24 protein-coding genes are annotated in these 19,239 nt (G+C 59.5%); 20 read left to right on the top strand and 4 right to left on the bottom strand.

Annotated features, from left to right (window positions below):
• Positions 1-488: 488 nt before the first annotated feature.
• Positions 489-1,250, bottom strand: a complete 762-nt coding sequence (locus F3J20_RS16140; protein ID WP_167283879.1) for a hypothetical protein — start codon at positions 1,248-1,250, stop codon at positions 489-491.
• Between the two features lie 170 nt (positions 1,251-1,420).
• On the opposite strand from F3J20_RS16140, the gene F3J20_RS16135 reads away from it, so the two are divergent.
• The 16 genes from F3J20_RS16135 to F3J20_RS16055 all read left to right on the top strand — a co-directional run bounded on the left by F3J20_RS16135 (position 1,421) and on the right by F3J20_RS16055 (position 13,912).
• On the top strand, positions 1,421-1,981 hold the full coding sequence (locus tag F3J20_RS16135; protein WP_167283878.1) for a hypothetical protein: 561 nt from the start codon (positions 1,421-1,423) through the stop codon (positions 1,979-1,981).
• A gap of 310 nt (positions 1,982-2,291) precedes the next feature.
• Positions 2,292-2,537: a DUF4224 domain-containing protein gene (locus F3J20_RS16130; RefSeq protein WP_167283877.1), complete on the top strand. Its 246-nt coding sequence runs from the start codon at positions 2,292-2,294 to the stop codon at positions 2,535-2,537.
• Between the two features lie 283 nt (positions 2,538-2,820).
• Complete coding sequence (locus tag F3J20_RS16125) at positions 2,821-3,321, top strand: hypothetical protein (RefSeq protein WP_167283876.1); 501 nt, start codon at positions 2,821-2,823, stop codon at positions 3,319-3,321.
• Entirely contained in the window at positions 3,314-3,601 is a 288-nt protein-coding gene (locus F3J20_RS16120; RefSeq protein ID WP_167283875.1) for a hypothetical protein, read from the top strand. The genes F3J20_RS16125 and F3J20_RS16120 overlap by 8 nt, the downstream gene beginning before the upstream one ends.
• Positions 3,594-4,220 carry a hypothetical protein gene (locus F3J20_RS16115; protein WP_167283874.1) on the top strand — a complete coding sequence of 209 codons (627 nt, stop codon included), beginning with the start codon at positions 3,594-3,596 and terminating at the stop codon, positions 4,218-4,220. Before F3J20_RS16120 ends, F3J20_RS16115 begins: the two co-directional genes overlap by 8 nt.
• Positions 4,221-4,346: 126 nt before the next feature.
• On the top strand, positions 4,347-5,189 hold the full coding sequence (locus F3J20_RS16110; RefSeq protein WP_167283873.1) for a hypothetical protein: 843 nt from the start codon (positions 4,347-4,349) through the stop codon (positions 5,187-5,189).
• Positions 5,190-5,576: 387 nt separating this feature from the next.
• A complete protein-coding gene (locus tag F3J20_RS16100) occupies positions 5,577-5,840 on the top strand; it encodes a hypothetical protein (protein WP_167283871.1) in 264 nt (87 codons plus the stop codon).
• Between the two features lie 3 nt (positions 5,841-5,843).
• Entirely contained in the window at positions 5,844-6,878 is a 1,035-nt protein-coding gene (locus tag F3J20_RS16095) for a hypothetical protein (RefSeq protein ID WP_167283870.1), read from the top strand.
• Between the two features lie 311 nt (positions 6,879-7,189).
• Positions 7,190-7,567: a single-stranded DNA-binding protein gene (locus F3J20_RS16090; RefSeq protein WP_167283869.1), complete on the top strand. Its 378-nt coding sequence runs from the start codon at positions 7,190-7,192 to the stop codon at positions 7,565-7,567.
• Positions 7,568-7,575: 8 nt separating this feature from the next.
• On the top strand, positions 7,576-8,214 hold the full coding sequence (locus F3J20_RS16085; protein WP_167283868.1) for a hypothetical protein: 639 nt from the start codon (positions 7,576-7,578) through the stop codon (positions 8,212-8,214).
• Between the two features lie 109 nt (positions 8,215-8,323).
• Complete coding sequence (locus F3J20_RS16080; protein ID WP_167283867.1) at positions 8,324-8,542, top strand: AlpA family phage regulatory protein; 219 nt, start codon at positions 8,324-8,326, stop codon at positions 8,540-8,542.
• A gap of 7 nt (positions 8,543-8,549) precedes the next feature.
• Positions 8,550-9,083, top strand: a complete 534-nt coding sequence (locus tag F3J20_RS16075; protein WP_167283866.1) for a hypothetical protein — start codon at positions 8,550-8,552, stop codon at positions 9,081-9,083.
• A complete protein-coding gene (locus F3J20_RS16070) occupies positions 9,080-9,643 on the top strand; it encodes a hypothetical protein (protein WP_167283865.1) in 564 nt (187 codons plus the stop codon). Before F3J20_RS16075 ends, F3J20_RS16070 begins: the two co-directional genes overlap by 4 nt.
• Positions 9,640-10,515 (top strand): hypothetical protein, encoded by an 876-nt coding sequence (locus F3J20_RS16065; RefSeq protein ID WP_167283864.1) that lies wholly within the window; start codon positions 9,640-9,642, stop codon positions 10,513-10,515. The genes F3J20_RS16070 and F3J20_RS16065 overlap by 4 nt, the downstream gene beginning before the upstream one ends.
• 2 nt (positions 10,516-10,517) lie before the next feature.
• Positions 10,518-12,032 (top strand): hypothetical protein, encoded by a 1,515-nt coding sequence (locus F3J20_RS16060; protein WP_167283863.1) that lies wholly within the window; start codon positions 10,518-10,520, stop codon positions 12,030-12,032.
• Entirely contained in the window at positions 12,029-13,912 is a 1,884-nt protein-coding gene (locus F3J20_RS16055; RefSeq protein ID WP_167283862.1) for a hypothetical protein, read from the top strand. Before F3J20_RS16060 ends, F3J20_RS16055 begins: the two co-directional genes overlap by 4 nt.
• Here F3J20_RS16055 and F3J20_RS32410 read toward each other — a convergent pair.
• Entirely contained in the window at positions 13,893-14,024 is a 132-nt protein-coding gene (locus F3J20_RS32410) for a hypothetical protein (protein ID WP_275691464.1), read from the bottom strand. The two genes, F3J20_RS16055 and F3J20_RS32410, sit on opposite strands and share 20 nt — an antisense overlap.
• A 114-nt stretch (positions 14,025-14,138) precedes the next feature.
• Here F3J20_RS32410 and F3J20_RS16050 point away from each other — a divergent pair, with 114 nt between their 5' ends.
• Together F3J20_RS16050 and F3J20_RS16045 are read left to right on the top strand one after the other, a co-directional pair.
• Positions 14,139-14,429 (top strand): hypothetical protein, encoded by a 291-nt coding sequence (locus tag F3J20_RS16050; RefSeq protein ID WP_167283861.1) that lies wholly within the window; start codon positions 14,139-14,141, stop codon positions 14,427-14,429.
• A gap of 21 nt (positions 14,430-14,450) precedes the next feature.
• Entirely contained in the window at positions 14,451-14,927 is a 477-nt protein-coding gene (locus tag F3J20_RS16045; RefSeq protein WP_345889893.1) for a DUF5681 domain-containing protein, read from the top strand.
• Positions 14,928-15,222: 295 nt separating this feature from the next.
• On the opposite strand, the gene F3J20_RS16040 is transcribed toward F3J20_RS16045, so the two are convergent.
• Entirely contained in the window at positions 15,223-15,738 is a 516-nt protein-coding gene (locus F3J20_RS16040) for a hypothetical protein (RefSeq protein WP_167283859.1), read from the bottom strand.
• A gap of 1,039 nt (positions 15,739-16,777) precedes the next feature.
• On the opposite strand from F3J20_RS16040, the gene F3J20_RS16035 reads away from it, so the two are divergent.
• The gene (locus F3J20_RS16035; protein WP_167283858.1) at positions 16,778-17,683 is read left to right on the top strand and encodes an integrase domain-containing protein; all 906 of its coding nucleotides are present in this window, start codon (positions 16,778-16,780) and stop codon (positions 17,681-17,683) included.
• A gap of 1 nt (position 17,684) precedes the next feature.
• A complete protein-coding gene (locus tag F3J20_RS16030) occupies positions 17,685-17,909 on the top strand; it encodes an AlpA family phage regulatory protein (RefSeq protein ID WP_167283857.1) in 225 nt (74 codons plus the stop codon).
• 27 nt (positions 17,910-17,936) lie between these two features.
• On the opposite strand, the gene F3J20_RS16025 is transcribed toward F3J20_RS16030, so the two are convergent.
• Positions 17,937-19,163 (bottom strand): integrase arm-type DNA-binding domain-containing protein, encoded by a 1,227-nt coding sequence (locus F3J20_RS16025; protein WP_167283856.1) that lies wholly within the window; start codon positions 19,161-19,163, stop codon positions 17,937-17,939.
• Between the last annotated feature and the right edge of the window lie 76 nt (positions 19,164-19,239).

The raw sequence follows: 19,239 nt of genomic DNA, 5'->3' as shown, positions 1-19,239 counted from the left end.
GCCCATCAACCCCCAACAAAATCGCGACTGGATGGGCGCTTGTCAGTCAGCATATTCATTGAAGCCACGCGTTCGCTTCTGCGAAATGGACGTTACGGCAAAACCTCTATGCTGCTCCGAAGGGCTGGGCGATAGGACTGTTCGCGGTTGGAGGAGCAGGTTCGGCTGGATGGCTGTCATGCGGAAAGCCTACAGGAAGCTTTCGTTTGAGGATTGAATTCTGACGCTTGCAGTCAGCTTGTCTACTCGGGACTTTGAGCGCGTTGCGCGTCCGGCTCGATTTATAAGTGATCGGTGCCGGCCCGGTCGAGCGTTTGCGAATTGGTGAGTTAGTCGTCGATACCGCGCTCGATCTAGCTGCGCGGGGGGCTAATTCAACCGAGGGAGTCAATTGCCTTCATGAAATTTGAACGCAGTTGACGATGCGCTTTGATTGTCGTCGTGCGCGCGATTGCCTGAATGTCGCCACCGGCAGCAAACGCGACGGGCTAACTGTTGAGTGGGGCGGCCGAATCTCGCCCGGTGTAACGTTTTGTCGTGGGTCCGAAAACCCTCCCGAACTTCAGGAATAGATGCAGTTGCGCCGGCCGCGCCGATCCGCACACGCGCCGAAACTGGTTGAGCGATGGTTGTCGGTGCCAAGTACCTCGGCGGCTAACGAAGTCGGGCGGGATGGATGCGACGTTATCGAAGACGGAAGGCTGGGTGCGTGCCGACAGGTCGACACGTCGGAGCCGGGAGCGCAGCGTTCTTGCTGTGATCGCGAAATAGCTTGCCAGCGCCGAGGTGTCGCCGTCGAACTGATCGAACATGTGGTAATAGGCGACTGCCTCTGAGAACTGGGCGTGAATTACACGGGCGGCCTCGGCGGCTTCTTCCTCGAGCTGCAGCGCAATCTCGGGTTCGTAGCTCTGCGGGGCTGATAGGCGAGCGGAGACCGCGTTTTCCCGGAAGTCTCCGTCATCGTCGCGCTCGTCCTGATCGAGGCGTGTGGCGAAGCGCATTGCACGATTCACAAAACGGCCGAACAGCTTGTGCAGACCCGCTATGACCCTCTCTTGAAAATCAGCGTCGTCTGGCTCGACCGCGCCACCGCGTTCTGCCTTGATCTCCTCGGCGATGAGCCAAGCTTCGCTTTTTAAGTCGTCGACGGTGTGCTCACCCTGCGTGAGCTTTGCGATATACCGGAGTTGTTTGAGCATCGGCGAGATCAACCGATGGAAGAACGACGCGTCATTCCGTTGGGACATCGGATTGCCTTTCGGGAGAGGGGGCTGGGTCCGCGCTGCGGGCGGCAGTTTATTCCGACCCCGTGACACTTGGTGTGCGGCGATTGCGCACACTGGCGTCCTATATTGGATCGCCAGATCGAGTTTGCACAGATCGGTTATCGTGTGCTCGAAAACCTGTGAGGGGATGCATGGACGAGTTCGACGACCTGGTGAGGCGATTGCGCGTGCGCATGGATCGCAGCGCGAACCGTGAGAGGTCCCTCGATTGGAAAGCAGCAGACGCCATCGACCAACTGCAGGACAGAGCCGCGGCTCTGGAAGCAGAGAACAAGCGCCTTGGCGCTGAGAATCAGGCCTTGCGCGAGGGGATCCGGATCTCGGAGCCACAAGTGCAACAGCAGGTTGTGCCGCAGGGAACGCCGCCAGCGCTTGGCCGCGCGCTTGACCTGCGTGAGGCCGCTGCGCTGCTCGGCGTCTCTTACGGTACCGTCTATGCACACAAGCTGGAGATGGGCTTCTTCCAGATCGGCAATCAGTGGCGCGTATGGCCGGACAAACTGAAGGAGATGACGTCAGGTTCAACCGCAGGCCCTCCGGTCTCCACTGAATCACCGTCTCGCCAGCAAGACGAGGCGGCGCGTACCCCGGCGCCTCAATTGCCGATGTCGGCTCGCAAGGCGGCGGCCGAGTTCGAGAAGCTTTTGGCGGAGCACCGCAGAGGGCGCCCTAAGCGCGGCGCATCAAAATGAAATACGGGGCGCTGGCTGGTGCTCGGCGCGCTGGTTCGGCTCGGCGTACGCCGCAGCGCGCACGGCGCAACTGCACGATTTCCTCGTCCTCGCGCGCGGGGCGCAACGCGAGGCGGCGGCGCTCGGCTAACCATCTCGTGCACGACGGGCGGCTTATCGAGGGAACGCACTAGAAATGGTCTCCTGATAACCGTCGCCACATCAACCTAGAGGCTTATGACAAATGGGTCGAAACGAGCTCATCGGCAGGCAGCACGCGCGGCCGTCGCCGGAAGATTGTCGAAACGTCCTCGCAATAGGGAGAGCCCTCGTGTCATTTGAAATTCTTTCAGCAGAGCAACTTGTCCAGATCACTGGCAAGAAACGCAAGTCGGCTCAGGTCGCATGGTTTAAGAAAAACTTTGGCTTAGAACCTGTGCTCCGCGCTGATGGCTCAATCCTGATGACGCAGTCCGCATTCGAGGCTTTGCTATTGAAACGCATGGGCGTGGCAGATGCATTGACGAAGCCGGAAGCTCCACGGCCGCCACTGCTGTCACCTTTCAAAAATCGATAGTCCGTGCTTGACGACTGCGCGTTGTTGGCACTAAAGTTAAATCGTCGCTGAAACAACAGCGATCAGGTTTGGCGACCTGATTTCACAAAGGCGGACGACGACCGCCACATGGCGGTATTTTTTCGTCTGTACACTTCGCGTGCGTCCAGTCAACGGGCGGGCGATGGTGGGGATACCTTCGGGTATGCCGGGTTCCTTTGTGTCCGGTTCGCCAACCTTGCTATCCGCTCGCCCACCCCATTTGGCGATGGGGCGCGGGCTTAATGCCCACAAAGGATGCACCATGTCTATCAAAGCCTCCGCTCGTCCTGAGCAAAGCAAGCAATCACCGATCAATCTCGCGTCGCTTCCGCGCGACGAAGCGCTTCAGCGGGCTCGTGAGGTCGGCCGCGCAATCCTGCATGACAGTACTGCTGTGTCTGACGCGTTCGACGGCCTATGGGTGAGCTGGATGAATGCGAACATCCCGAAAGCATGTGGGCAATCCGAAGGCGAATTCGGAGAACTCATCGATTCGATGATGGGTGAGTTTGAGGATGGTCTGAACGACTTTGTCAGGTCTGCGAGGGCCAATCTCACTCTGACGCGCGTCGAGCACTTCCTTGCAACGCAGTCGCGCTTCGCGTGGAAGATCTATAACGTCATCGCCTTTATGGTCGAAGCAGTGCCCGACGATGCGGCCGGCGCACTGCCGATCCGCTGCACCCTTATGGATCTACGCGAAGACATTGACAAGCTCGCGACGAGCCTGATGGACGTAGACTGGAGCGCGTACCATGGCTAATCGAATCGTGACGGAGGAATATACGGCCGGAGCCCACGCCGCGGTCGAATTCCTCAAAAGCTGGGCCGATCGCGATGTAGTTGCGCCATGGGACATGGTCGACCAGTTTATGTCGCGGCAAACAAAGATGCCGCAGCAGCAATACAGAGGCTTTCGGCACGCAGTTTTCCTCTACCTGCAATGGACTCTCGATGGAACATCACCAGATCTTGATAATGACAATTGGTTGATGGACCTCGAAAATCCCCAGCGCTACTTCGAGGAGACGGTGCATGATTAACTCACAAACGACCGTCGCAATCGCCAGCGACCAGTTGACTGTACGCATTTCCCGGGCGGCCTATGAAATGATCCGGCTATCCGATGACCGCCGGGTGATGGGCGCGCGTGCAGTGGTGCCACTTAAGGGCGTATCAGTTGAGCTGACGTTGTCGCAGATCCAAGCTGAAGAGTTGAAATCATGGGCACAAGAACTCTGGGACGGTGCCCAGCGCGGGCAGCGCAAGACGCTCAGCTCTTTGCAAACTGCCCTGATCTTTGCAATACGCGATCATCGTGCTCGCGGGTGCATTCCAGATCCGGGTAAGGCCGCGATCCTCGAGGCGCGCGCAGGCGGTGCTCGGCTGCAAATCGGCGATGTTGTCTTGGACGAGAATAACGATCTCGTACAAATCGTGAGTGGCCCAGACTTTTACGTGGTCACAGATGAACACGGCATCTACATAGACAAGTGCGGTAGCCGGTTCAATTGGCGTTATGGCTATTGTGCTGCTTTATGTGAGGAGGGGGGGATTTTCGCCAAGAGGAAATTCTTCTATGCACCGTATCGACTTTGGTCGAAAGACAACGGCATCACATACTTGAAGTTGGTCTACGATGCTGGCTCACAACACGCCTGATCTATGAAATATCTGGTGGATTTTCAGCGATAATTGTTGCAACCGCGCCTAGCTCGACGGGGCGAAAGCAGGGCTCCCTTACCCTGTTGGCGCGGCTTCATTGAGGGAGCGCGCGTAGGGACGCACATGAAGTTCGATGCCAACCAATTTATTGCGTACGATCCGTACGACTCGTTCACCGGTCTCGGCGAACGCTTCGTTAAATCCACCGGTGAGTCATCTTTTTCCGGTTGGCGTGACCCGCTTACTTCCGATGCGATAGCGCTTTGGCGACTTGGCAGGGATGCCTTTCAGGCGTTGGAAGTAGGCTCAAAGGTCGAATTTGACGATGGATTTTCAGGGTTCCTAGACGGCATGGAAATGAATCGTTCCATGCTGCGCGAGCTTTGCGCGACAGGAGCAATTTCGCCTCAAACGGCCGAAGGCATACCGGTTTCTCCAGACTGGGAAAGTTACAGGGCGGACGAGCTGCTTGCATACATTTGGCAGTTGCGGGAGCAGATTCCGAACGTCCAGCCGGTAGCTGATCCCTTGTTGCGGACAGGTTTCTTGTATTCGTGTCTAAAGCAAATAGACGATGCGTTGATCGCGTACATGATTGAGGGCAGAGGCGTCGTTCAGGCGACACTCGGAGCTGCAGCGGACTATGCCAATGCGATTGCCCTTCGGTCGGGAAGCTTGGAGCTAAAAAAAGCGCGGCAGGAACTCGCGATCAAGGGCGCGATGGAGAGAATTCGCCGGGATCCGAAGACAGCAGACAAGGAAACTGTCAAGGCGTATTGGCTTCGCTGGATCAAACAACCTGATCTTTACGAAAGCAAGGCGGCCTTTGTTCGGGACATGCTTGACGGGAAGACCACCGCCTTGACCGGCAACGCGGAGACGGTAAATAGGTGGCTCAGGCAGTGGGAAGACAAGCAGAACGTCAAATATCCGTACCTTGTCAATACTACCAAGCCAGCACAGTAGTTACTGTGCTGGCTATGAAGCTACTCTGCTGGCTCAGCCCTTCCCGCGCGTCAAGTGATCCACGAACATCTGACTCACCAACTCCTACCAAGGCGGTGAGCAAATGACGAATGCTGTTAAAAACAAACCGGCCGATGCTCCGGTTCCTCTGGTCCTGCCGGCGATCGGGCTATCCAAGTGGCCACAAATCGCGCCTTTCCTGCCGATCGGCAGAGAAACATGGCGCAAGCTTGTCCGTGCAGGCAAAGCCCCCCAAGCTATCCGACTGTCCGAGACCTGCGTCGTATATAGGAACGAAGAGGTTCATCGTTGGCTCGCCGATCCGGCCGGCTACGTGGAGCCTGTTCATAACGTACAGTCCACTCGTGTCGTGAGGCACACTTGCCTGTGAGTGAACTCGCTGAGAGCGGAGAACATATCGTTGAACGGGCGATGCGGAGCATTGAAGCTGGCAATGAGGCCTTGAGAATGCTCCGCGAGATCGGCGCCGGCACCGCGCGGCCCGACGCGCTCGCGGAGTGTCTGATCGAGCTGCTCACCGACGCCGGCAACGCGCGGCGCTCCGACATCGTGAAAGGTTTCCTTCGGCCCGTGGCGAAGTGCATCGAAACCAGCTTGGCGCGGGCTAAAACGGTGGCGGGTACGAAGTAGCCGATGCCTATCATCCGTGCACCTCGACCAGACCGGGATTTCACGGTCATCGCCAATCGCGTTCTCAACGATCCGCGTCTTTCCTGGGCAGCCCGCGGCATGCTCGCTCATCTGCTCAGCAAGCCAGACCACTGGAGTGTGAACGTGCAGGCACTCATAAACGAAACCCAAGCCTGTTCGCGCGCCAGTGGGCGTGACGCTGTGTACCGCACCCTCGACGAGCTCAACGAGGCGGGATATATCGCGCGCCGGCGTCTTGCCGATGGATCCGTCGTCACGACAGTCTACGAACAGCCAAATACGGAAAACCCGGACGAGGCTCTTGAGCCTAATCTGGAAAAGCCCCACGAGGTTACTGGGCGCACCCTGTCTGGCCAGATTGAACCCGTTCCGGAAAATCCGGATATGGGTCACAAGCCTAATCCGGAAAAGCCCGATCTGGAAAAGCCCGATCTGGAAAATCCGGACGTATTAGTAAGAACTGAATCTATAGAAAGGACTGAAGAGGCAGTAAACAAAACCTTCCCTCACTCGCTTCGCGAGCGATTCGATATTTTCTGGGCGGCGTATCCCCGGAAGGTAGAAAAAAAGGATGCTCAGAAGGCCTTCGATAAGCTCTGTCCTGACGACATGCTTTTGGAAGAAATCCTGACGGCGGTCGAGAAGGCGAAGAGATCGTCCCAGTGGAGTCGGAAACAGTTCATTCCGCACGCGGCGACTTGGCTCAACGCTGCCCGTTGGCAGGACGAGATCGACACCGAGTACACCAATCCGCAGCTCGAGGTAATCGAAGCGTACAACGCATCACTCGGTGATCAACTCGGGAGGGTCAACCCGACCGTCTTCGTCGAAACGCGTGCGAACGCGATTGACGACTTCGTGACGTTCAGGCCCCAAAGCCCGAAGTTTTGGTTGAAATATTTCCCGTGGATCGCGGCGAAAGTCGACGTCCCGCCGCGCTGCGGATTTGACTGGATAATTGGCCGGGAAGGGTTCACGAAGGTCAGCGGTGGTCAGTTCACGATCGTCGAGCAATGAGAAGTCACGCTGAGACTGTCAGGGCGATGCGCGAGGAACATAACCGGATCGATGAAGCGATAGCCTCCGAGCGTCAAGCGATTACCGAGCTACGCGGGCTGTTGATGGTGCGTCGTCCCGTTGTGCCGCCTTCGAGGTCCATGGGTCGGCCAACGGCGGTCGATTTCGCAGCGGTTAGAGCGGCATTGTTGGTGCACCAGGCGGCCCTGACCCGGCTTGAGGTGTGCCGTGATTGGCTTGAGTCGCAACTGGGCGCCGCGAAAGCGGGGCAATAAACCGTACGCTGCACGACGATCGAAAGGAAGGGCGAAATGATTGATGGACTGGTTGGCGGGAAGGTCTATGGCAAGCCGGCGGCGCGCGCTGGTCAGAATGGCAAGTCGTTCGTTACCGCGAAGGTGCGCGCCACAATGGGTGATGGTGACGCGCTGTTTGTCAACGTGATCGCCTTCAGCACCACAGTGCAGCAGGCACTAATGGCGCTGGATGACGGTGACAGCGTTGCGCTTTCCGGCGTGCTGACGCCCAAAGTGTGGACGGACAAGAACGGAGAGGCTCGACCGGCGCTCGATATGGTGGCGCACGGTGTCCTGACCGCGTACCACGTGCAGCGTAGGCGGCGGGCTATGCAATCGGAAGACTCAATGCCGACGGGCGGTGCGCGCGACGACATGAACGACGAGCTGTGAGGGTGACGATGACCGACAAGACGAACGAGGAGTTCGACGCGCGGTCCGATCTGGAGACGGCACAACTCACTGGGCAAGCAGCCGTCCGAATGGACAACGAGCAGCGCCGGAGAGTTGCTGATGTGCTCGGCCGGGACGCTGACGAGATCGCCGCGGATCTCGATGAAATCGACGCTTGCGTGCGCCTCTATGAGCTCAACAGAGGAGAGAACCGCGGAATGCCGAAGGGGGCCCAGCGCGCTGCCGAGTTGCGCGCATTCCAAGCGTCGCTGGCAGGCGTTCTGTGTCGCAGCCAAACCGTTGAACGCGTGCTTGATGGCACTGCCGAGTATGCCGACCTGCTGAGCGCGGCTCGGAGAGTCGGGCTCATCATTGACGAAGTGGTCCGATTGGGCGATGCAGAGCCGCGGCGGGGACGCGCGCCAGACGATCGTCAATGGTTGATCGAACGGCTGATCGAAAAATATGAGCAACTTACGGAGTCGCAAGCCACTGTGTCGACGAGCGCGATTGACAATCAGATTTCAGGCCGGTTCTTCGACTTCGTTCGGCTCGTAATCCCTGACTCTATTTTTGCGGATGGGACACTAGGGAAGGTCGTCAAAACTGGTCTGAAAACCTACAGATCCCGGCTAGGTGCGAAATAGTTGCGGAAATGTTGTTTATAGCGTCCCTTAGACATTCTTAGTCTCAAATCGAATACTTCTCTCATTCCGCTCATTTCGATGCGGTGTGATTCAACCGAGAGGAGTATCCATGACCAACACCTTCGACGGCGCGTGCCTGCGACCCGCGCAAGCCGCTGCCAAGTTGGGCATCGGCACCAGCACGCTGTGGGCGAAGCTCAAGCGGGACGCCGATTTTCCGAAGCCCCTGAAGCTTGGTGCTCGCACAACGGTCTTCCTCGAGCGTGATCTGGATGTGTATCTCTCGAAGATCGCGGCCGCACGGCAAGTCGTGCCATCCGCGGTGTGAGCCAAGCATGAGCGTTGTCAAAGCCGAAGATACTCGCGTCGCCGGCGGAGCGCGTCAGCGGCTCGCGTCTGAGCCTGACGCTTGGCCGTTGGTCGCCACGCCGTTCAAACCGCAGCACTTCCTTTTGCTTGCGTCGCACCCCGCCGGCGCGCCATACGCCCGGACCGCATCAGACGCGGGCCAGTTAGCCCACTTTGCGGCCAATCCTTCGTTTTCAGTTTTCTCCGGCGAGCGAGTTTTGGCGTGCGGCGGATTGCTTCCCTGGTGGAGTGGCAATGCTTCAGCGTGGATTGCCGTGGCCGCCGACATCGGCGCGGCGCGAATGCTCGAGCTGCACCACATCGTCCGGCGATTTCTCAACTCACGCCCGGAGCGACGGATCTCGGCAGATGTCTTGACGGTGTCACAAAACGGCCAGCGGTGGGCGCGAGCGCTGGGGTTTGTCGACGAGGGGAGGATGCGCGCGTACACCCCCGATGGGCTCGATGCCGAGCTGTACGCACGCGTACGACAGAAACCGCTTCAAGGGGCCATGCATTGAACAAGTCCGCATTGTCGGCCGGCGCCGCTTCCGTTGTTGTGCCATCGGACGACGGACCGGTGACGCGCGAAAGCATTCTGGCACTGGAGCGCGAGATCCAAAAATTGCCACAGGCGGATTGCCCGGTTCGGCACTACTTCGCGCCAGGCATGTATGCGCGCGAAATGACGGTACCGGCCGGTGTCGTGGTGACCGGCGCCGTGCATCGGCATGAGCACCTTTGCACGGTATCGAAAGGCCGCATCGCCGTATCGACTGATGAGGGAATCCGAGAGATCTCGGCACCCTGCACGATCGTGTCGAAGGCCGGTACAAAGCGCGTCGGCTATGCGATCGAGGAGACGGTCTGGACGACCTATCACGCGACGACCGAAACCGATCTCGACAAAATCATGATCGAGATCACGGAATCGACGAATGCGGAGCTGCTGGGCGGCGAAGACAACGTTCAGTTGAGGCTAAACCGGCAACGGAAAGAGACGCAGATGATCGTCGCCTGTAGCCCGCAAGCTGTCCAGCGCGAGGCTACTTACGAATCAATCAGGGAGCAACAAGCATGAGTGCAGCTATTGCAGCCGCGGCAATCGGGGGGGCCGCTGTGATCGGCGGAGCCATTATTTCTTCGAATGGAGCCAAGTCGGCGGCAGATACTCAGGCGAATGCTGCGGACGCAGCCGCCCAGACGCAGTGGAACGAATTTCAGGCGATCGAGGGCAACGAGCAGCCGTATATGAATCTTGGCAGTGCGGCGATCACGCCCCTGCTGCAGGCCATGGGCTACAACGTGACCGGAAACGCCAACGGAACGACTGGTGCTAACGGCGCAAACGGCACGACCAACCCGCTGAGCATCAGCGTCAATCCGAACAGTATCCTGCAACAGCAGTTCACGGCGCCGACGTTGGCTCAGGTGCGTCAGACGCCGGGGTATCAATTTCAACTTGATCAGGGCGAACAGGCGATCAATAACAGCGCGGCGGCCCGAGGTGGGTTACTTTCTGGTGCGACGCTGAAAGACCTTCTTTCGTACAGTCAGGGATTGGCGGATACGACGTACCAGCAGGACTTCAATAATGCGCTTTCGACGTTCAATACGAACTACAACAGTGCGGCCAACAATGCGAATCGTCTGAGTGGCCTGACGACGATGGGCCAGAACGCTGCGACCAATGTCGGAAATCAGGGTTTGCAGACGGCTGCGAACGCGGGGCAATTGACCACTTCCGCAGCGAACGCATCTGCGGCAGGCACGGTCGCGTCCTCAAATGCGCTTTCGGGGGCGCTCAGCAGCCTTGGAAATAGCGCGTCCACGTACGGGTTGTTGAGCCAGCTGACCGGGCAGGGTTCGAGCAGCTACGGTGCCGGCTCGGCATGGGCGCCCTCGACCGGCGTGAGCTCAGACGAAGCCGCCGCGCTCTCCCAAGGAGGCTGAAAATGGCAATCGACGCAAGCATTCCGCTGCTGGCGCAAGCACCGCAATTTAACCCGACCCAGTCGATTGCGCAGGCCTATACGCTTGCAGACCTGATCAATAAGCAGAAGCAAGACCAGGCGGTCCGGCAGGCGCTGTCAGCTCCGGGCGCGCTCGACCCGGCCACAGGGATGCCGACCTCGGACGCTCTAGGTGCGGTCACACGAGCGAATCCGAGCGCTGGCATGGCCTTGCAAAAGAGCTATGCCGATATCGCTGAGAAACAGTCGACGACGAGCAAGAACAACGCTCAGGCGAAGAACTTCGACTACGAGAATGGCTTGAAGCAGATGGATGCTCTCGCCCAGGCAGGCGGTGCACTGATGACGCAATACAGCAATCTGCTAAAGCAAGGAGTGCCGCAGCAACAGGCGATTGCGCAGATTCAGCCGTTGTATGAACAGTCTCTCGAAGGGCTGAGAAATGGTGGGCTGATCGATGCCCAGCATTTCGCTCAGGCACCCAAGCAATTCAATCCCGACCAGGTCGCGAACGGTGTGTTTCAGGCGCTGTCTGTGAAGGATCAGTTCGCAGCCCAGCACCAGCAGAACCAGGATACTCGAGCCGATCAGGATTCTGTTGAGCGTGGGCGCCACAACCGTGCCGAGGAAGGGCTAAGCGCTCAGCGAGTCGGCATCGAAGCGCAGAACGCGGCAACGAACCGCGGCCGCCTCGCCTACGAGGAGTCACGACCTGAGACGGAGGTCGGCAAACTCAACGCCGATTTGAAGGCGGGTCGTATCAGCAGGGATGATTACAATGCCGCGGTCACAAAGGCGACGGGCGGGAGTGATCCGGCGACCGTCGATACGGTTGCCAAGTCGATCGCCGACGGCACGATGCCTCCGATGACTGGACAGGCGCTGCGCACGCCTGCAGGCCTTCGGATCATGGCGCGCGTGCATGAACTAAATCCCGACTACGACGCGAAGGACTATGGCGCATCGTCGAAGGCTGTCAAGGACTTTGCGACCGGCAAGCAGGGCAATACCGTTCGCTCGCTGAATGTCGCAATGTCCCACCTTGATGTGCTCAACGAAGCCGGCCAGGCGTTGAGGAACGGCAATTCGACCGATTTCAACCGGCTGGCGCAGAACCTCGCCGCGCGCACCGGTAATCCAGCTCCGACCAACTTCAACGAGGCGAAGAAGATCGTGTCCGACGAGGTTGTGAAGGCCATTGTCGGGGCCGGCGGCGGAGTTTCGGATCGTGAGGAGGCTGCGAAAGCGTTCAATGACGCGAACAGCCCGGCGCAGCTCGCCGGCGCGATTTCGACCGCCAAGAAGCTGCTCGGTGGCCAACTACAAGGGCTTAGACGGCAGTACGAGACATCCACTGGCAAGGATGACTTCAACCGGCGCTTTCTGTCTCCAGCGTCACAATTGCTCGAGGACGGTGGCGGCGCCGGCCAGTCATCTGGCGGCGCGGGCGGCGGCAAGCGGCTGGTTTATGACCCTTCGTCCGGGACGTTCAAATGAGCCAAACCGTTGAGGTGCCCGGCGTCGGCGAATTGGAATTTCCAGACGGAATGAGCCAGACGGCGATGGCGTCGGCAATTCAGAAGAATTTTCCCCACATCCATTCCGACGGTGGTTCGCAGCCTGCTGCGCCCGAACCGTCTGCGGCGTCATCGCCTGGCTGGTGGCAGCGCCTTCAGTTGCCTCCCAACGATCCGAACTCAGTCGAAAACACAATGCGGCGTACACTCGGCGCACCAGCGGTCGGTGCGAATCCGGAGTATGAGAAGGCCTTGAGCGCGGACTCGCCGTTCCCGGACGTGCTGCCGGTGGCACCCAACACGCTCAAAAATCTCGCCGGTGCTGCCATGGCTCCGGTCAAGTATCTGCTGCGCGGCGGCGACGGTAACGCGCCGGCCATTGCGAAGACTATCGACAATTTCGCGGCAGCGGGAACCACACCCAGTGTCGGGCAGGCTACCGGGTCGCGCATTGCGCAGGCCACCGAAAGCTTGCTTGGGAAATATCCCGGAGGCGCGGGCGTGATGGCGAATAAGGCGGAGACACAGGCTTCCGAGATCGGGGACAAGGTCCAACGGATCGCAGACAGGTTATCTATCAACGCCACGCCATTCGTTGCCGGCCGCACCATCGAAAAGGGACTGTCGGGGCCCGGTGGGTTCGTCGATCGATTCAAGCAAGGCCAGAAGGCGCTATACGACAGGCTCGACGACTTCATCAAGCCGCAGACGCCGGTCGATGTGACGAACACGTCCAAAGCGCTTGCGTCGATGAACGAAGACATTCAGGGCGCGGAAGCACTCTCGAGGTTCTTCAAGAATGGAAAGATTCAGGGCATCGAGTCGGCCCTGAAGTCGGACACCGCCGGCACGAGGCCGGGGGTGATGGTAGTGCCTGAAAATCCATTTGCAGGCGCAACCGGTGCTCCGAAGGGCGGCTATACGGTGCCGATTCCAGGAGGTTCTTCTACAAATCAGTTGCCGTACGAGGCAATGAAGAAGCTGCGCACTCTGGTTGGCAATGAGATTACGGACGGTCTTGCGGCCGATGTACCTCGATCAAAGTTCAAAGCGTTGTATGCGGCACTCAGTAAAGATCTGGACGCCGCCGCCGTAGCTTCTGGACCCGACGCCACCAAAGCAATGCAGCGTGCCAACGCCTTCGCGCGCGCCGGCCATGCTCGAATCGATGACATTCTCGATAGCGTGGCCAAGAAAGGCGCCGAGCCGGAGAAGCTGTTTGCCTCGGCGGTCAGCCCATCCGATATGCAGGCCGGCGCGAGCAAGATCTCCGCGGTAATGAAGAGTCTGTCGCCCTCCGAGAGGGATGTGGTCAAGTCGGCGTTCGTGCGACGGATGGGATTGGCAAATGCCGGCGCTCAAAACGCTGAGGGCGACGCGTTTTCCAGTTCGACGTTTTTGACCAACTGGAACCGGATGTCGCCGCAGGCCAAGAACGTGATGTTTTCCAGCAAGGATGGGAATCTCCGCGCGTCGCTCGATGCGATCGCGAAAACCGCTGATCGCATCAAACAGGGCGGCAAGGTGCTTTCGAATCCTTCCGGGACCGCGCCGGTAGTGGCCGCGACCGGTCTGATCTCATCGGTGGGCGCGGCGATCGGCACGGGCAGCCCTCAACTTGCAGCGGGCCTTCTGACGTCAGCGGCTGGTGCCAATCTGACCGCCCGGCTCATGACGAATCCACGCTTCGTCAGCTGGCTAGCTCGGGCGACCAAGATCCAGAGTCCCGGGCTGGCACGGCAGGCGGTGCTCAGTCTTGGCAAAACCATGCAGGGGGAGCCTGATGACGTTCAGGACGATGCGCAGCGCTATGCAAAGGCTGCCGTTCAGTCGTTTGCAGCTAAGCCAGCAGCGCAATGACCACGAACCCCAAGCCGCCGAGCCACATTGCGACCGACAGCAGGAAGCCGAGACCGTACTTGACGTCGTCCCATGCGGAGAAGTTCTCGGTGGATGGCTTCGGAGGATTCATGGAACGCAGTATAGACCTGTTGTCGGCCTGTCGGACGGTCGCGCTGAAGGAGGTGCCACACAAGCACGCTTAGTTCGATTTTAAGTTTGTTTCCTTCTTAACGGAGTTTTACTGATGATTAAGCAACCCAAGTTCGACGACACCAAGGAATACGGCGAGTCCTATGGTCCGGGTCAGGTTCCCACTTACCTGCAGAATGGCAACGTGTTTCACGCGCGCACGCTGGAGTTTTTAGGCTCGCATTCGACGGCGCCCGAAGCGAAGTCGGAGAGTCCGTATAAGTTCGATCCCGAGAGGCCGCACGCGACCATCTACAGCGCCGAGGACCGCTCGAGCAAAGCTCTCCGATACCTACAAGACGGCAAGTACTTCGCTCACGACGGATCTTTTGTTCGGGCGGAGTAAGAGTGGTGGCGGGATTGCCCAATGTCACGCGCGGCGGCGCGATCGCGCGTGCACTGTTTCCTGTTATTAACAAGCGACGGAACAATGGCTTTCAAGAAGGGGCAATCTGGCAATCCCGCAGGGCGACCGAAGACACGAGGCGACCGTCGGACCGATCGTCGGGATGACTTCCGGGCACTTTTCGCTGCGCGCGCACCGGAACTCGTGAATAAGGTGCTCGATCTCGCCTTGGCCGGAGACCCGGCGATGCTGCGCTTGTGCGTAGACAAGATAGTGCCCAGCCTTCGGCCAACCGACGCGCCGGTCCCGGTGGCTCTGCCCGCCGGATCACTGGCCGTGCAGGGACAGGCTGTCGTCGATGCGCTGGCGCGCGGGCAATTGACCGCGGATCAGGCCCAGTCAGTTATCGCTGTCATTCAGGGGCAGGCGAAGATCGTGGAGACGGACGATCTGGCGCGGCGCGTTGCTGCATTGGAGAAAGAGCATGGTGCTCCTTAGAGAGCGGATCCGACGTCTGGAGGGCGGTTCGATCAAAGGCCGATCAGATGACGTCAGCGTTGCCAGGTGCGACCTGCTCCGGCGCGTGTTTCGCGGTGAGGTGAGTCGCGAGATGATGACTCCGCATGAGCGTGCGCTCTACGACAACTACGTGCCGTGGGAGCGTCCCGTCGGGTGGCTCCCTGTCGACGAGCTCAAAGCCAAGATTCGCGGCTGAAGCCGATGAGTCCGTCGCACTGCAGGCGTGAGTGGCTGCGCATGCGGCCTTGGTAGGTTTGAGCGATGACGGGGCACATCATCCGCAAACCTCCTCCTCTATGGAGAGTTGCGCGATCGTCGCCCCGTGCAGTAGGGCCGCGAAGTCATATGGAACGATTAGGACTTCGCCCGTCGGCGGAAGCATCTCGGGAACGAGCCCGCGAGCGCGACGGATACATCTCCGGACGGTGGCTACTTTCAGCACAAGCGTCGCACTGCCCAGCTTTTCGATCTCAATGGAGTCGACTGCATCGGCCGCGTTCGTCACGCTATGCAGCAATTCAACATTGACACCCGTGACACCCGTGACACCGGGAAGACCGTTAGGCCTCACCTCCCTGCTGAGGCTCGCTAGTGCGTCGATCGCAAGTCTTGTGATCGCAGCGACTGCTTTGAGGCGAGCGGCTTCGGCGTTGCGGGCGCGCCGCCGATCGAGAAACCAAAGTGCCGCCGGTACCAGAATGGCGACCAGGATTGCGCCAATGGAGCCGATCGCTTGCACCCAAGCTGCGTGGACTTGTTGAAGCGTGCTCCACTCTACGGAAGTTGTCATGCTGAATGTCCACTTTGCTCTATGGAATGCGGGCCTCAGCCGACCGCTCGGTGAGGTTCACGAGGGCTGCGATCGCGGAGCGATATTCTGTTGATCTGCGGCGGCGCGAGGGCCGATTGTGCCAGAGGTCTCGCGCGAAATGCCGATTGCGATTGGCAGGTCCATTTGTGATGACTGGGCGGCTTCGAGGTCCTGTCGCTTGGCAGCGCAGGGCACGTCACTTTGTGAAACCACCGGCCGAACCAATGCTGTCGTGAAAGTGAATATGCGTCACTCTGTAATCGCGACCGCCATTGTCCGACGCGGGTTTGCGGGCATCGCGCGGCCTGCAAAAACTAGTTGCGGAGTTGCATGTCTCCGATTACTCTGTGCTCGCAAATCCCTCGCCTCGGGTATGAGGCATCGACGAAATCAGCTGCGATCGGCAGCCATGAAGTGGAAGCTCGCTCTGCGGGCGCGGTGGGTCACTCCATCGCCATGAATTTTTTCAAGTTGGGCACTACGCCCAAAATCCGTCCATCGTTTGCTGGTGGATCGTGCAACAGCGTCGTCCATAGACGTCGTGTGCTGCTCGTCTTTCGCTGCGTGCGACAGGCTTGCTGTGTAATCCCGTTCGCCGCTTCCGCGGCAATCAATCCGTGACGTGCGCTCCCCAGCGCCTACGCCGCGCCTCGTTGCGTCTGTCGTCTTCGTCCGTGTGACGAGCGGCGGCGCGCGCGGCCGCGGCTTCTGCAATTCCGTGTTGGCTCGCCCAGCACCTATCAATTCGCGCGGTCAGGGCATTGGCGCCCCCTGATCGATCGCTTAGCCAAATTCACGGAACGAACGGGGAGAAGCGCTCACCTGCCGCGACCTTCGCCTATGGCGAGGTCCGTGCAGGCTACGTCGGCCTGCCGACGCAGCACGCTCCCAAACTCACCAGCACGTGGCTCGTGCCCCCGTTCGTTGTCTTCCTTGCGCATTGAGCGCAGGCCCGCCGTGGCCCATTGAGGGAGACAACCTGGGGTCGAGCCGCAACCACTGGATTGTCGGGGGACGCATGTCGCACAAATCACTTACGGCCGACCTGTGCCGTGCTGCGCGCCGGGCGCGCGGAAAACAGGCAGATCACACCCGCAAGGGGCGTGACCAGTCGCTCATGCGTTTTGCCATTTGCGTCTGGGAGGCGGGATTTCAGGTTCACACGGCTGGCGGGATCAAGGAGAAGCACGTCGAGGTATGGGCCGCGGACATGGAGTCACGCGGCCTGACAAAGCGCACGCGAGCGAATAACCTCGCGCACCTACGCACCGCGCTTGAGGGTATCAGTCGTCGCGTGTTCGCTGACAGGATGTCCAACTCACGCTTGGGCGTCGCCGGCGCGAGCCGAGCTGGCACCAAACGCCCGATGATGAGCGAGGCGTTCGATGCGTACCTTGCGATCGTGGCCGCAATTGATCCCGGAATCGCGATGGTGCTCGAGCTGATGGCGCACTTCGGGCTGCGCGCCGAGGAAGGCGTGCGCTCGGTCAAGTCGCTTGCTGACTGGCACCGCGCGCTGCGCAATCCTGCTACCGACGGGTTCGTGACTATCATTCACGGCACGAAAGGCGGCAAGACAAGACGCAGCCCGCCGCTGGATCGCGATCGCGCGGCCACGCTCGTCGAGCGCGCAATCGATCTCGCAAAGGCATCTGGCGGCAAGCTGGTGCGCAAGCCAGACCTTAAGCGGGCAATGGACCGTTTCCACTACGTGGTGCGCAAGGCCGGAATGACGGGCGAGAACGCGCCGCACAGCCTGCGGTACGCGTACGCGACCGAGCATCTCCGCCGGATGAAGGCGGCCGGGATGGATCGCCCTGAGGCCGCGGCGGGTGTGTCAACGTGGCTTGGTCACGGAGACGGGCGCGGCACATGGGTCGAGCAAGTGTATGGCCGCGAGGCACTAGCCGGCGGAGAGGTGTGATATGCACAAGCACATCGACACCCTACCGTTAGTCGGGCATTCTCGATGGAAGCAGATCGAGCCGTTCGTCGGCGTTTCGCGCGAAACGTGGCGAAAATTGTGTCTGGCCGGACGGGCGCCGCGTCCGATCCAATTGTCGTCTCGTTGCACGGTATGGAACAACGGCGAGATTCATCTGTACTTGGCTGATCCGCTTGCTTACGCGGCAAAGAGTCCCGGCGCGTGATGCCCAGCGCAGGACAGTTCTGAATACCTATGCCGCCGAGAAAACGACGCGTGGCTTGGCTGCGGCAGCGTCCAAGTAATCCGCCCAGTGCTGCATCATGTCCCTCCGCTTCGGAAGGAATTCCGCGTGCACGTACGCTGCGGTCACTTGGTTGCGTTCGGCGTGTGCGAGTTGTAGGTCGACAACCTCGCGGCTGTAGCCAAGCTCGCGCAAGACGGTGGCGGCCAGCCCGCGGAAGCCGTGTCCGGTCATACGTGATTTGTAACCCATGCGGTAAAGGGCGTAGAGCATGGTGTTATTCGAAATCGGCCCGCGGCTCTGGACACTATAGAAAATATGTCGTTCGCTTCCGGACAATCTACGGAGTTCCGAGAGCACTTCAAGCGCCTGTCTCGAGAGCGGCACGATGTGCGGATCACGCATCTTCATGCGTTCCGCCGGAATGCGCCACTCAGCCGGCAGAGTTTCGTCAATCTCCGTCCATTCTGCGTTGATCATCTCGGTCGTTCTGACAAAAGTCAGCGCCATGAAGCGAAGAGCCAAGCGCGTCACCACTTCGCCCTGATATTCCGCGATGTCACGCATTAACTGCGGAATTTCCATCGGCTTGACTCGAGCCATATGCTGAACACCAGGCCCTTTCTTCAGTACGGTCTCGACGTCAATGTCGGCGGCCGGGTTGCGTGAACAACGGCCGGTCATGATGCCGTACTGGAAAACGGCTCTGGAGCGTTGCATTACTCGTTTCGCTGTCTCGCGTACGCCGCGTGCCTCGATCGCCCGGAGGATTTCCAGCATGTGGGGCGCCTCAATGTCCGCGATCGGCTTGGGGCCGATCTTGGGGAACGCATCGACCTCCAGCGAATTGATCACCTTGCCGGCATAGACGTCGGTCCATCCGCCCTTTTGCGATTCAAACCATTCACGCGCCACGGCTTCAAAAGAGGAGGTAGCTTCGATCGCGCGTGTGCGCTTCGTTTCCTTTTTCTGTTCTGACGGATCGATGCCGCTGGCCAAGAGCTTTCTCGCGGCGAGGCATCGCTCCCGCGCCTCAGCAAGAGTTACCTCCGGATATACGCCGAAAGCTGCACGCTTCTCTTTGTCGTCAAAGCGATACTTCATGCGCCAGTATCGAGATCCGTTCGGCATCACCTCAAGATAGAGACCTTTGCCATCGGCGAGCCGATATGGCTTGTCCGCGGGTTTCGCTTTGCGGACCCGCATGTCGTTCAACGGCTCAATCTGCTTAGGCATGGTTTTGGGGGCATCAGTTTTGGGGCATCGGAAGGATGTCCCCACCGATGCCCCCAAGGAATCTGGTTTGTACTGG

This window comes from Paraburkholderia sp. Cy-641 (assembly GCF_011752945.1).
GTDB lineage: Bacteria > Pseudomonadota > Gammaproteobacteria > Burkholderiales > Burkholderiaceae > Paraburkholderia.
The sequence above is the reverse complement of the archived record's forward strand: the minus strand, read 5'-3'. Positions and strand labels throughout refer to the sequence as shown.

Bases quoted from the DNA above. Each gene is read 5' to 3' on its own strand.
- F3J20_RS16120 (WP_167283875.1), top strand. From the start codon at position 3,314: ATGGCTAATCGAATCGTGACGGAGGAATATACGGCCGGAGCCCACGCC.
- F3J20_RS16050 (WP_167283861.1), top strand. From the start codon at position 14,139: ATGATTAAGCAACCCAAGTTCGACGACACCAAGGAATACGGCGAGTCC.
- F3J20_RS16110 (WP_167283873.1), top strand. From the start codon at position 4,347: ATGAAGTTCGATGCCAACCAATTTATTGCGTACGATCCGTACGACTCG.
- F3J20_RS16075 (WP_167283866.1), top strand. From the start codon at position 8,550: ATGAGCGTTGTCAAAGCCGAAGATACTCGCGTCGCCGGCGGAGCGCGT.
- F3J20_RS16065 (WP_167283864.1), top strand. From the start codon at position 9,640: ATGAGTGCAGCTATTGCAGCCGCGGCAATCGGGGGGGCCGCTGTGATC.
- F3J20_RS16080 (WP_167283867.1), top strand. From the start codon at position 8,324: ATGACCAACACCTTCGACGGCGCGTGCCTGCGACCCGCGCAAGCCGCT.
- F3J20_RS16045 (WP_345889893.1), top strand. From the start codon at position 14,451: ATGTCACGCGCGGCGGCGCGATCGCGCGTGCACTGTTTCCTGTTATTA.
- F3J20_RS16115 (WP_167283874.1), top strand. From the start codon at position 3,594: ATGATTAACTCACAAACGACCGTCGCAATCGCCAGCGACCAGTTGACT.
- F3J20_RS16035 (WP_167283858.1), top strand. From the start codon at position 16,778: ATGTCGCACAAATCACTTACGGCCGACCTGTGCCGTGCTGCGCGCCGG.
- F3J20_RS16055 (WP_167283862.1), top strand. From the start codon at position 12,029: ATGAGCCAAACCGTTGAGGTGCCCGGCGTCGGCGAATTGGAATTTCCA.
- F3J20_RS16025 (WP_167283856.1), bottom strand. From the start codon at position 19,163: ATGCCTAAGCAGATTGAGCCGTTGAACGACATGCGGGTCCGCAAAGCG.
- F3J20_RS16040 (WP_167283859.1), bottom strand. From the start codon at position 15,738: ATGACAACTTCCGTAGAGTGGAGCACGCTTCAACAAGTCCACGCAGCT.
- F3J20_RS32410 (WP_275691464.1), bottom strand. From the start codon at position 14,024: ATGAATCCTCCGAAGCCATCCACCGAGAACTTCTCCGCATGGGACGAC.
- F3J20_RS16135 (WP_167283878.1), top strand. From the start codon at position 1,421: ATGGACGAGTTCGACGACCTGGTGAGGCGATTGCGCGTGCGCATGGAT.
- F3J20_RS16090 (WP_167283869.1), top strand. From the start codon at position 7,190: ATGATTGATGGACTGGTTGGCGGGAAGGTCTATGGCAAGCCGGCGGCG.
- F3J20_RS16140 (WP_167283879.1), bottom strand. From the start codon at position 1,250: ATGTCCCAACGGAATGACGCGTCGTTCTTCCATCGGTTGATCTCGCCG.
- F3J20_RS16030 (WP_167283857.1), top strand. From the start codon at position 17,685: ATGCACAAGCACATCGACACCCTACCGTTAGTCGGGCATTCTCGATGG.
- F3J20_RS16085 (WP_167283868.1), top strand. From the start codon at position 7,576: ATGACCGACAAGACGAACGAGGAGTTCGACGCGCGGTCCGATCTGGAG.
- F3J20_RS16095 (WP_167283870.1), top strand. From the start codon at position 5,844: ATGCCTATCATCCGTGCACCTCGACCAGACCGGGATTTCACGGTCATC.
- F3J20_RS16060 (WP_167283863.1), top strand. From the start codon at position 10,518: ATGGCAATCGACGCAAGCATTCCGCTGCTGGCGCAAGCACCGCAATTT.
- F3J20_RS16125 (WP_167283876.1), top strand. From the start codon at position 2,821: ATGTCTATCAAAGCCTCCGCTCGTCCTGAGCAAAGCAAGCAATCACCG.